This is a genomic window from Formosa undariae, assembly GCF_042427615.1.
GTDB classification, from domain to species: Bacteria; Bacteroidota; Bacteroidia; order Flavobacteriales; family Flavobacteriaceae; genus Formosa; species Formosa undariae.
In genome coordinates this window covers 549,453-561,725 of sequence record NZ_JBHMEZ010000003.1, presented here as the reverse complement: position 1 = coordinate 561,725, position 12,273 = coordinate 549,453, and the positions used below count along the sequence as shown (strand labels likewise).

Here is a 12,273-nt window from a genome sequence, read left to right as displayed (position 1 = left end):
GAAAAAAAAGATGTTAAAATAGCGTTTAACAAAACTTTTGCTAACTATTTTTTAATTCACTGAACTTTTGTTTCTTTTTTACAAAATAATCCCAAACTATTAATTTTGTTTTATAGTGATTTTGGGACTGTATCAGTGTTTTTCTTTCTTTTAATACTCTTGATAACTGTTTATAAAAACTAAAATGAGCATGAATTATTGCACTGAAGTGATTAAATTTTAATTGCAATAAGAACTGAATTCCTGCAATACCATCTAACAGCATTCTAATTAAGATTATAGCGCATATATTACCGCCTGCATTTTTTACTAATGTGAATAAACTATTCCTGAAATTGAGGTAGGTTTTCTTCGGGTTTGAGGCATTTAGTGTGGCACCACCAACATGATAAACCACAGATGCAGGTATACAATTAATTAGGTATCCTAAATTTCTAGTACGCCAACACATATCTATTTCCTCCATATGTGCGAAAAACGTGTTGTCGAAGCCGTTTACTGTTTTAAACACATCCGATCTTATAAAGAGACAAGCTCCGGTTGCCCAATCTATATTTATATTAGAATTGTATTGTCCGTTATCTTTTTCTAAAGTATCAAAAATGCGTCCGCGACAAAACGGATAGCCATATTGATCTATAAATCCGCCGGAAGCGCCAGCATATTCAAAATAATCTTTGTTTTTGAAATCTAAAATTTTAGGCTGAATGATTGCGGTTTTAGAGTCTTGATTAAAAGCCGCTCTTATAGGAGTTAACCAATTTGGAGTGACTTCTATATCGCTGTTTAATAAACAGTAAACATCTGCTGTAATATGTTTTAAACCGTCGTTATAGCCTTTCGCATATCCTCCATTTTCTGAGTTTAATATAATGTGTACAGTAGGAAATTGTGATTTAATAAATTGTACAGAATCGTCTGTAGATGCATTATCAATCACATAAATATCGGCCTCTTCAGAATTTAAAAGGACTGAAGGTAGAAACTGTTCCAATAACGCCTTTCCATTCCAATTTAATATAGCAATAGCAATTTTCATAGTGTCTTAGGCATTGTAATTAGGGATGTCTTGTAAGAAATTATACTTTTCAGTCTCAAAATCCATCTGACAATAATAATGATTTAATCCGTTGGTAACCATTAAGTAGCTGGCATTCAGTGTTAAATTATAACGTGCAATTTGATCGAACGTTGTTTGTGTAATATTAATTTTTGGCGCTTTACATTCTACTATAACATGAATGCTTCCATCGGGATTAAAAATGACGATATCGTAGCGTTTGCGTAACTTGTTTACTATTAATTCTTTTTCAACATTGATTAACGATTTAGGATAACCTTTAACCTGCATTAAATAGTGTACACAATGTTGGCGTACCCATTCTTCGGGTTGAAGAATCACAAATTTTTTACGGATATCATCAAAAATAGAAATTTTATTTTCGCTATTTTTGAATCGAAATGAAAACTTCGGAAAGTTTAGTTCTTGCATTGCTAGGTCTTGAATTTTCAAAGTTAGATTTCAAAATTCAAAAACCAAATTCCAAGAGCGTATTTTTGGAATAATCCTATATAGTTTACAGTTTGGACGAGATAAAACAATTAGTTGCCGATATAAAGCAGAAAAATTTAAAACCTATTTATCTATTAATGGGAGAAGAGACCTATTATATAGATAAGCTTTCCGATTATATTGAAGATCATGTTTTGAATGAAGAAGAAAAAGGGTTTAACCAAATGGTATTGTATGGTCGCGATGTGACTGTAGAAGATATTGTTGGGCATGCAAAACGTTACCCAATGATGGCCGAATATCAGGTAATTATTGTAAAAGAAGCTCAAGATTTATCGCGTACGATTGATAAATTAGCTGACTATGCTAAAAATCCGCAACCGTCTACCATTCTAGTTCTTAACTACAAATACAAATCGGTAGATAAGCGTAAAGCAGTTTACAAAACGATTAAAAAGTCTGGGGTAGTTTTTGAAAGTAAGAAGCTTTACGAAAATCAGGTTGCCGATTGGATTCGTCGCATTTTGGCGCCTAAATCGTATACAATTACACCAAAAGCGGCTCAGATGTTAGTGGAGTTTTTGGGAAATGATCTGAGTAAAATTAATAATGAATTAGATAAATTACAGATTGTTTTACCTAAAGATAGTCAGATTACGCCCGAGCATATTGAAGAAAATATAGGGATTAGTAAGGATTATAACAATTTTGAATTACGTAAAGCAATAGGAGCAAGGGATGTGTTAAAGGCACAGCGTATTGTAAAATATTTTGCCGAAAACCCAAAGGACAATCCTATGGTCGTTACTGTGTCTTTAGTATTCGCATTTTTTTCGCAATTATTACAGGTTCATGGTTTATCGGATAAGAACCCTAGAAACGTGGCTTCAGCGATTAAAATAAACCCTTATTTTGTAGATGAGTATCTCGTGGCGCTGAGAAATTATCCTATGAGAAAAGTCAGTGCCAATATTGCAATACTTCGCGAATTTGATGTTAAAAGTAAAGGTGTGGGGTCTAATGCTGTTCCTCAAGGCGATTTGTTGAAAGAGCTATTAGTGCTTTTAATGTTTTAGGTGTTTTGAAGAGTAACAAGGTAAACGGAATTGGAGATTAAAAAAACAACATTCATAGTTACCGGTTTCGACAAGTTGTATTTATTTTAGCGTTTTCAACCCTAAATTACTATTTTTCTTTTCGAAAAAATGTAATAAAAAATATTCCAAGCGCAAGAAACATACTTATTCTCGCAATATAATCTCCTGCTTTTACATAGAAGGTTAGATTTGTATTTACTGGAATTTCTGCTTTTAAACTCCCTTGTGTGTTATAGGCTAAAGTTTGTAAAAGTTCGCCTTTCGGACTAATAAATGCAGAAATACCGGTGTTGGCACTTCTGGCAATAGAGCGACGAGTTTCAATAGCTCTAAGTCGTGCTAAACTTAAATGTTGCTTATGGCCTTGAGTATCTCCCCACCAGGCATCATTTGTCATAATCGCTAAAATATTCGCACCTTCTCGAACATATCCGGTTACAAATTCTCCGTAAACAGATTCGTAACATATTACAGGAGCAACTTTATAATTGGTGTTCTTTAATAGAAAAGCTGAACGTTCTGTCTGCGTCGTTTTCATAGCTACCGTACCGCCTAGGTCTAACATGGCATCTCCAATAAGAGGTTTTAAAATACTCTGATACGGGAAGTTTTCTACACCAACAACTAATTTTGATTTGTGATAAATTAAAGGTTCTTTATCGGAATTTATAAAGGCTGCCGAATTGTAATAATCAACCCAAAGATGTTCGTTATATTTATTGGAGGTCGGTAAAATATCCGCTTTATTCGTATGTTTTTGGTAAAATTGAAATCCCAATAAATAATTTAAATTGGGATAATTGTACACAAAAGATTTGGCTTGAAAAAATTCTTTACTGCTATTAAAACGTGGTAAATCTACGCCGTAACCTTCCGCCATTACGGTTTCTGGTGTGACTAAAAGATTTGTTTCTTGAGTAGTTTTTTCTTTAGCTAAATGTTCTAGTAGTTCGCCAACCTCTTTATTAGTTGCGTTATATTTTTCGCTGTATGGGTCTATATTTGGTTGAAGTACAACTGCTTCAATCGTATTACTTTCCGGTGTATAGGTATAATAGCGTACTATAGAGCCTGCAATTGGAATACAGATAATAGCTAGAGTTTGAAATGCAGCACGTTTTAAAATCTTTTTTTCTGAAGTTTCAAAAAAGTTTAAAAGCGCTTTAAAAAGTATCACGTTTACAAGCCATACCCAAAGGGTACCTCCAAAAGTACCTGTAAGCTCATACCACTGTATCCATTTTGGATAATCGGAGAAGGCATTCCCTAGATTAAGCCAAGGCCAAGAAAATTCCCAACCTAAGTGTAATTTTTCAAAACAAATCCAAAGTGTAATTAAAAAGCAAAGCGATTTATTAGTGGTGGTGCGCTTAGCAACGGCTTGATAAATTAAAACAATAAATGCCATGAGCATACTATTCACCAAAATAGCAAAACAAGCACCAAACATATCGGCATATTGCAACCAATTAGTGGTGATAAAATTCCAAATAAAGAATGCTAAATACGATAGGCCAAATAAACGTAAACCTTTATATTTTAAAGATTCATCGATTCTAATTTGTTGAGCTATATGAAGTAAGGGAATAAATGCGACAAATAAAAGGACAGGGAATCCGTAAGTGGGCCAGCCAAAGGCTAATAATAATCCTGTTGCAAGGGCTAATAAAAGATGTTTCACAGTGTTTAATCTTATTTTTTAAAGGCCTGTTTCATCCTATAAATTAGTGTCTAAAGATACTAAAATCCAATGTCACAGAAAACACATTCGAGTATAAAGCAACACTTTGGTCGCCAATATCTGTAAATGCATAATCGACTTGTATCCCTTGGTATTTAAATCCGACGCCTAAACTAGGCTGAAAGCTCACACGTTCGGTATTATCGATTTGTAATTCATTTTGGAAATTACCCATCCCGCCGCGTAAATACACCATGTCTAAATACCCGAATTCAAATCCGAAAGAGGGATTTATACTTACAACACTTGTAGAAATTATATCATTATTTTCGGCGAATCGCATTTGTAAATCAATTGCAGTTTCTAAAGAATAATCGTAATTAAAAATAAAGGTTTTAGAAATTCCTAATTGTAATTTAGGAATCGTAATTTCTGTAGTCTCTGGTAATTCTTGATTCTCACCACCAATGGCATCTTGAATGGTCTGAAATTTATCTTCATCGATTTGCCAAGCATTAAACGTAGTGGTAATATCTCTAGCCATTAATCCGAATTTCCAAGATTTTGATTCGTACTGAATTCCAGCATCAAAGCCAAAACCCCAAGAATTTGCAAAATCTCCAATGATACGTCGGATCACCTTAGCGTTTACACCATAACTAAACCCTTCAATAAATGTAGGTTGTCTGGCATAAGAAAAGGTCACACCGTAATCGGCAGTAGAAAATAACTGAATTCTATCATAATTAATATTTCCTTCGTCGTCTATTAATTGCGTGGTGTCTAAAATATCATCTACTCCAAATCGAATTAACGAAATTCCCATGGCACTTTGGTTGTCTATAGGCATGGCATAAGCTACATAATCGTAATTGGCAATGTTGGCAAAATAACTAGAATGCATTAATGAAAGCTGATTGTCTTCCAGGTGAACCAATCCTGCAGGATTCCAATAGCCCGAGTTAACATCTGCAGATTGTGCAGTAACCGCATGGCTCATCCCCAATGCTGCGGCATCTACTCCAATATTCATGAATTCGTTGGAGTACTTTCTTACTGCTTGGCTAAATGCTGTAGTAGTAAGTAATAGGAGCAAGGAAGTGAAAAGTATCTTCAATTCTAATTTTTTACAAATATGCGGATTATTTAATTGGGTTAAAAACTTTATTTATGGCTTATATGAAGTTGAAATTCAGATTTTAAAATGATTTAGATTCATTGGTAACTTAATCTTTAACTTAAAATAGTGTCGCTTATTGTGTTATTTTTGTAAATGGTCTTATATTAGACCATAAATCTTTATTACTTTTACCTAAACAATTTACTGTATGTCGATTAAGAATTATGTGCCAAATGCGCTGACTTTATTAAATTTATTTTGTGGTTGTGTTGCCGTTATTTTTGCAACTCACAATCATTTTATAGCAGCCGCAACTTTTGTTTTTGGAGGTGTGTTTTTTGATTTTTTCGATGGATTTGCCGCCCGAAAACTAGGTGTGTCTTCAGAATTAGGATTACAATTAGATTCTTTAGCAGATATGGTTACAAGTGGTGTCGTGCCAGGTATTGTAATGTATAAATTACTCGCTTTAAGCATTGGTAAGCCAGAGATTTCTACTGATGCAGGCTCATGGAATGCTTTTTTTAGTGGTGATACGGTGATGCCTTCATTTTTACCACTTCTAGGTTTTTTAATCACATTGTCTTCGGCATATCGATTGGCTAAATTTAATTTAGACGAAGAGCAGCAAGATTATTTTAAAGGATTACCAACACCGGCAAATACGCTCTTAATTATATCACTGCCTTTAATTATGGAGTTACAGCATAATGCGATGATGAATGCCATAATAATGAATCAAGGATTTTTGATTGCGTTAACCTTAACCAGTACCTTTTTGTTAAACGCGCCTGTCGTATTATTTGCTTTAAAGTTTAAATCCTGGGATTTTAAACCGAATGCCATTCGCTATATATTTCTAATGGTATGTGTTTTGTTACTTGTATTACTACAATTTGCTGCCATCCCATTAATCATTTTGGTGTATGTGGCGATGTCTATGTTAGATGTGGTGATGAAGGGGAGTTATTAGATTTTATCTATAGTTTCTAATCAACTTCTAATAAATAATAGGTTCCTTAAATATAGTTGCATTTTCGTGTTATTTGATGCCTCTAAAAGTTCCAGAACTCACGTTTTTGTGCTGTATTTCGATTTGTCTGAATCTTGTTTTTTTCGATAATTATTATTGATACATCATCGAGATCTGAGCGAATCTTCCTGTTCTCAATAGGGATTTATACCAAATATGGTTTACGAATCGGATAATAGTAGCGCGATAATTCAATTAGTAAGAAATGGTTTAGGAGTTTCTATTATTTCTAAGAGCTTAAAAAAGAATCATAGTTATCCAAAACTCTCATTTGTAGATTTAGATACTAATTTTACTAGAAATGATTACTTGCTGCACCTCGAAACGAGGACACTGAAATTACATAATCTGCAGTCTCTTTCTTATTGGAATACCTTATAAAACCAGGAAGGATACCAAAATTAGAACTAAAGTAGCGTAAGATTTAAAAATCTAGCTTCTTCTTACGTAATTCAAAATTCTGTCCTAAATATACTTTTCGAACCATTTCATCTTCGGCAAGTTCTTCAGGTTTTCCGGCTTTTAAAATACCACCTTCAAACATTAAATAGGTACGGTCTGTAATGGCTAAGGTTTCCTGTACGTTGTGGTCTGTAATTAATATACCAATGTTTTTTTTGGTAAGTTGTGCCACAATACGCTGAATGTCTTCTACAGCAACAGGATCTACTCCTGCAAAGGGTTCGTCTAATAAAATAAAATTAGGATCGGTTGCTAAGGCACGAGCAATTTCTGTACGTCTACGTTCTCCTCCGGATAATAAATCGCCACGACTCTTACGAATATGTCCCAAACTGAATTCATCAATTAGAGATTCCATTTTCATGAGCTGTTCTTTTTTACTCATTTTTGTGAGTTGTAGCACACTTAAAATATTATCCTCTATACTTAATTTTCTAAAAACAGATGCTTCTTGAGCTAAATAACCTATACCGTTCTGTGCACGTTTGTACATGGGGTATTTGGTAATTTCTTTATCTTCTAAATAAATAGAGCCACCATTTGGTTTAACTAAGCCTACAATCATATAGAAAGACGTAGTTTTTCCTGCTCCATTTGGACCAAGTAACCCCACGATTTCACCTTGATTAACCTCTAGAGAGACATCTTTTACAACTTTTCGTCCGTTGTAGGACTTCATTAAATGTTCAGCTTTTAGTTTCACGATGCGGTGTTTTTATTATCTGTTTTAAAATTACAGAAGTGCTAAAATACTAAAATCATAGCACTTTCTGTTACTGATTATTCTACTTTAAATTAAGCTTCTGAAGCTTCTAACTCATCCCAAAACTCGTAAGCACGTCTTAAATGTGGGATAACAATTGTACCACCAACAAGTGTTGCAATACTTAAAGCTTCGACAACTTCTGCTCGTGTTAATCCAGATTTATGCGCCGTTTCTAAATGATACTTTACACAATCGTCGCAACGTAAAACGGTAGAAGCAACTAGACCTAGAAGTTCTTTTGTTTTAACATCTAAGGCTCCAGCTTGAAAGGCATTGGTGTCTAAATTAAAGATGCGTTTTATAATTTTATTATCATCGCTCAAAATGCGGTCATTCATTTTGGCTCTATAGTCGTTAAACTCGTTAATATTATCTGACATTTTTTACAGCTTTAGATTTTTTACGTTCTTTTCTAGTTACAAATTTGGCAATATAAATACTTACTTCATATAAAATAAGAACAGGAATTGCTACAATAACCTGACTTGCAATATCTGGAGGTGTGATTACAGCCGAAACTATAAGTACAATTACCATTGCTATTTTTCTATATTTTCTTAAGAATTCAGGAGTAATGATACCACCTTTAGCAAGGAAGTATATAATAATAGGTAGTTCAAAAATAATACCACATGCGATGACGGACGATCTAATTAAACTGATATAACTACTTAAATCGAAATCGTTATGTACTTTTTCACTGACTTGATACGTCCCCAAGAAGTTTATTGACAGCGGACAAATGACGTAGTATCCAAAAAGAACACCTACGAAAAACAAGAAAGACGAGATAAAGATAAATCCTCTTGAGTTTTTACGTTCGTTTGAGTGCATACCTGGACTAATAAATTGCCATAGTTCATAAAGAATATATGGGAATGAAATAATAAAACCAGCGGTTATTGCTGTCCAAATGTGGGCCGAAAATTGTCCAGCCATCGTTCTACTCTGTATCTGAAATGCCGCTTCGTTAAAACAAAAACTATCGTCTAGTCCTAAATAATTCGAAATACGACATAAAATATCATAAGTAACAAAACTCGGCCTTGTTGGTCCAAATAGAATGGTATCAAAAATAAAGCTCTTAGCCAAAAAGGCCAATGTAGCTGCTATCATTACCGATAACGTTGCTCGAATTAAATGCCACCTTAAATCTTCAAGATGATCTAAGAACGACATCTCGTTTATATTTTTTTTAATCTTTTGAGCCATTATATAATACCTTCTTTTATTAAATCGTGAATATGAACAACTCCAGCATAGGTGTTATCGTCTTTAGAAACTAAAAGCTGAGAGATATCGTTAGTTTCCATAAGTTCTAACGCTTCAATCGCCATGGCGTTTTCATTGATAGTTTTAGGCATATTACCCATAATATCTTTAGCGGTTAGATTGATAAAATGATCTGTTTTTGTAAGCATACGCCTTAAATCTCCATCGGTAATTATACCTACAACCTTTTGGTTTTCAATAACAGCAGTAACACCTAACATGTTTTTAGAGATATTTAGAATAACCTCTTTAATATTCGTGTCGGGGTGTACTTCGGGTTTGTTGTTTTCGTTTGAAATATCGGAAACACGCAAATATAATTTTTTACCTAAGGCACCTCCAGGATGATATTTTGCAAAATCACCACTCGAAAATCCGCGTAATTCTAAAAGACATACCGCTAGAGCATCTCCCATAACCAATTGGGCTGTTGTACTTGTTGTTGGAGCTAGATTTAACGGACAAGCTTCTTTTTCGACATATGTGTTTAAAAAGTAATCACAATGTTGTCCTAAAAAAGAGTCTTTGTTTCCGGTAATACCTATTAATTTGTTTTTAGTGCTCTTAATAAGAGGGATTAGCACTTTAATTTCTGGTGTATTTCCACTTTTCGAAATACATATAACAATGTCGTCTTTTAAAATAAGACCTAAATCGCCATGAATCGCTTCGGCAGCATGCATAAAAAGTGCAGGTGTTCCTGTAGAGTTTAATGTCGCTACAATCTTATTACCGATAATTGCGCTTTTCCCAATACCAGTGATGATAACACGTCCTTTAGATTTAAAAATAAGGTCTACAACATTGACGAAATTGTCATCAATATAGGATTTTAAATTCAATATAGACTGACCTTCTAACTCAAAAACTTGTTTAGCCGAGTTTATAATGTCATGATTTTTATTCAAAATTTAATAATTTTTTAGGTTGATGCTTTTAAAGATTTTATTACCTTTAAACTGAAACGAACTTTTTATAATAATTTTCGCTTAGTAATTAGATTGCAAAACTAACGAAAAAAATAATGAAGGTTCTCTAAATACAACGAATTAACTAATAGCTAATGTTTTTTTTCGCTGTATTAAATGTGTAAATAAAAATATAAACAAGTACATGTCAAAAGTTAACATTGATTTGCATTCTGCTCTTAAAGAACATTTTGGATTTAACGCATTTAAAGGGTTACAAGAATCTGTTATAGAAAGTCTTCTGGACGGTAAAAATACATTTGTTATTATGCCAACAGGAGGAGGTAAATCCTTATGCTATCAACTTCCCGCTTTAATGCAAGAAGGTACAGCGATTATTGTTTCTCCCTTAATCGCACTAATGAAAAACCAAGTAGATGCCATTCGTGGGATCTCTAACGAAGAAGGTATCGCTCACGTTTTGAACTCTTCGCTTAATAAAACAGAAATTAAGCGTGTAAAACAAGACATTGTAGATGGCGTTACAAAATTACTGTATGTCGCTCCCGAGTCTTTAACTAAGGAAGAAAATGTAGAATTTTTGCGCTCTGTAAAAATTTCATTCATGGCCATAGACGAAGCCCATTGTATAAGTGAATGGGGTCATGATTTTAGACCAGAATACAGAAACCTAAGACATATTATACAGCGTATTGACGACACTATTCCTATAATAGGACTAACAGCAACAGCGACACCTAAGGTTCAAGAAGATATTCTTAAAAATTTAGGAATTCATGATGCTGTTACGTATAAGGCTTCGTTTAATAGACCTAATTTATATTACGAAGTACGCCCAAAAACAAAACAAGTAGATAGCGACATTATTCGATTTGTAAAACAAAACGATGGAAAGTCGGGTATTATTTACTGTTTAAGTAGAAAGCGTGTAGAGGAATTAGCACAAGTACTTCAAGTAAATGGTGTGAAAGCCTTGCCATACCATGCTGGGTTAGATGCAAAAACCCGTGTTAAACATCAAGATATGTTCTTAATGGAAGATGTAGATGTTATTGTAGCCACGATCGCTTTTGGTATGGGAATCGATAAACCTGATGTGCGTTTTGTTATTCACCACGATATTCCTAAAAGTATAGAAAGTTACTATCAAGAAACTGGTAGAGCAGGTCGAGATGGAGGAGAAGGACATTGTTTAGCCTATTATTCTTATAAGGATATTGAGAAGCTTGAAAAATTCATGTCTGGAAAACCTGTTGCCGAACAAGAAATTGGTCATGCACTGTTGCAAGAAGTTGTAGCATTTGCAGAAACCTCAATTTCTAGACGAAAATTTATTCTTCATTATTTTGGTGAAGAATTTGATTCTGAAACTGGTGATGGTGGAGATATGGATGATAATGTACGTCACCCAAAAAAGCAAACGGAAGCTCAAGATGATGCCGTTTTACTTTTAAAAACAGTAAGTAAAACCAAAGAAAAATATAAGTCTAAAGATTTAGTAAGTGTTATTATAGGTAAAACAAATGCCTTAATTAAATCTCATAAAACAGACGACCAGCCCTTTTTTGGACTAGGAAAACATCAAGAAGATAAATATTGGATGGCACTTTTACGTCAAGTATTAGTTGCTGGATATTTAAAGAAAGATATTGAAACCTACGGTGTTTTAAAAATAACGGAAGCAGGTAAAGGTTTTATTAAATCGCCTAGCTCGTTTATGATGACCGAGGATCATATCTTTAATAGTGAGCAAGAAGCAAAAGCGACAGCGGTTACTAAAGGCGGAGGAGCGGTTACAGACGAAGTCTTAATGCGCATGCTTAAAGATTTACGGAAGTCTAATGCTAAGAAATTAGGGGTTCCACCTTTTGTTATTTTTCAAGATCCATCGTTAGAAGATATGGCTTTAAAATACCCAATGACGGTTGCCGAATTATCTAATGTTCATGGTGTAGGAGAAGGAAAAGCCAAGAAATATGGTTCGGATTTTGTTAATTTAATAGCAAAATATGTCGAAGATAACGACATTATGCGTCCAGACGATTTGGTCGTGAAGTCTACAGGGATGAATTCCGCTCTAAAACTCTACATCATTCAGAATATAGATCGAAAATTACCATTAGATGATATCGCTTCAGCAAAAGGTATGGAGATGGGAGATTTTATAAAAGAAATGGAAGCTATTGTCTTTTCGGGAACTAAATTAAATTTAGACTATTGGATTGACGATATTTTAGATGAAGATCAGCAAGAAGAAATTCATGAGTATTTCATGGAATCTGAAACCGATAAAATAGATTTGGCTATTGAAGAATTTGATGGCGATTACGACGATGAAGAATTACGTTTGTATCGTATTAAATTTATTAGTGAAGTCGCAAACTAATTTAGTTTTCTAAA

At 33.9% G+C, this 12,273-nt stretch carries 11 protein-coding genes; 3 read left to right on the top strand and 8 right to left on the bottom strand.

Annotated features, from left to right (window positions below; all coding sequences use genetic code 11):
* Nucleotides 1-40: 40 nt before the first annotated feature.
* Together ACFFVB_RS05900 and ACFFVB_RS05895 are read right to left on the bottom strand one after the other, a co-directional pair.
* Nucleotides 41-1,039 carry a glycosyltransferase family 2 protein gene (locus ACFFVB_RS05900; RefSeq protein WP_382381788.1) on the bottom strand — a complete coding sequence of 333 codons (999 nt, stop codon included), beginning with the start codon at nucleotides 1,037-1,039 and terminating at the stop codon, nucleotides 41-43.
* Between the two features lie 6 nt (nucleotides 1,040-1,045).
* A complete protein-coding gene (locus ACFFVB_RS05895; RefSeq protein WP_382382230.1) occupies nucleotides 1,046-1,492 on the bottom strand; it encodes a type I restriction enzyme HsdR N-terminal domain-containing protein in 447 nt (148 codons plus the stop codon).
* 92 nt (nucleotides 1,493-1,584) lie between these two features.
* Between ACFFVB_RS05895 and holA the strand changes: the two genes are divergently transcribed.
* Nucleotides 1,585-2,589, top strand: a complete 1,005-nt coding sequence (holA, locus tag ACFFVB_RS05890; protein ID WP_382381787.1) for a DNA polymerase III subunit delta — start codon at nucleotides 1,585-1,587, stop codon at nucleotides 2,587-2,589.
* 109 nt (nucleotides 2,590-2,698) lie between these two features.
* Here holA and lnt read toward each other — a convergent pair whose 3' ends face one another.
* Nucleotides 2,699-4,291, bottom strand: coding sequence for an apolipoprotein N-acyltransferase (lnt, locus tag ACFFVB_RS05885; RefSeq protein WP_382381786.1), 1,593 nt, complete (start codon nucleotides 4,289-4,291; stop codon nucleotides 2,699-2,701).
* A 43-nt stretch (nucleotides 4,292-4,334) separates the two neighbouring features.
* Nucleotides 4,335-5,408 carry a putative type IX sorting system protein PorV2 gene (locus tag ACFFVB_RS05880; RefSeq protein ID WP_382381785.1) on the bottom strand — a complete coding sequence of 358 codons (1,074 nt, stop codon included), beginning with the start codon at nucleotides 5,406-5,408 and terminating at the stop codon, nucleotides 4,335-4,337.
* A gap of 211 nt (nucleotides 5,409-5,619) precedes the next feature.
* Between ACFFVB_RS05880 and ACFFVB_RS05875 the strand changes: the two genes are divergently transcribed.
* Nucleotides 5,620-6,384, top strand: a complete 765-nt coding sequence (locus tag ACFFVB_RS05875; protein ID WP_382381784.1) for a CDP-alcohol phosphatidyltransferase family protein — start codon at nucleotides 5,620-5,622, stop codon at nucleotides 6,382-6,384.
* Nucleotides 6,385-6,868: 484 nt separating this feature from the next.
* Here the strand turns inward: ACFFVB_RS05875 and lptB are convergent, their stop codons facing one another.
* From lptB to ACFFVB_RS05855, 4 genes are all read right to left on the bottom strand, one after another.
* The gene (lptB, locus tag ACFFVB_RS05870) at nucleotides 6,869-7,609 is read right to left on the bottom strand and encodes an LPS export ABC transporter ATP-binding protein (RefSeq protein WP_382381783.1); all 741 of its coding nucleotides are present in this window, start codon (nucleotides 7,607-7,609) and stop codon (nucleotides 6,869-6,871) included.
* A 92-nt stretch (nucleotides 7,610-7,701) separates the two neighbouring features.
* On the bottom strand, nucleotides 7,702-8,052 hold the full coding sequence (locus ACFFVB_RS05865; protein ID WP_382381782.1) for a carboxymuconolactone decarboxylase family protein: 351 nt from the start codon (nucleotides 8,050-8,052) through the stop codon (nucleotides 7,702-7,704).
* Nucleotides 8,042-8,884 (bottom strand): twin-arginine translocase subunit TatC, encoded by an 843-nt coding sequence (gene tatC, locus ACFFVB_RS05860; protein WP_382381781.1) that lies wholly within the window; start codon nucleotides 8,882-8,884, stop codon nucleotides 8,042-8,044. The genes ACFFVB_RS05865 and tatC overlap by 11 nt, the downstream gene beginning before the upstream one ends.
* On the bottom strand, nucleotides 8,884-9,852 hold the full coding sequence (locus ACFFVB_RS05855; RefSeq protein ID WP_382381780.1) for a KpsF/GutQ family sugar-phosphate isomerase: 969 nt from the start codon (nucleotides 9,850-9,852) through the stop codon (nucleotides 8,884-8,886). Before ACFFVB_RS05855 ends, tatC begins: the two co-directional genes overlap by 1 nt.
* A 205-nt stretch (nucleotides 9,853-10,057) precedes the next feature.
* On the opposite strand from ACFFVB_RS05855, the gene recQ reads away from it, so the two are divergent.
* A complete protein-coding gene (gene recQ, locus ACFFVB_RS05850; protein WP_382381779.1) occupies nucleotides 10,058-12,259 on the top strand; it encodes a DNA helicase RecQ in 2,202 nt (733 codons plus the stop codon).
* Nucleotides 12,260-12,273 lie beyond the last annotated feature (14 nt).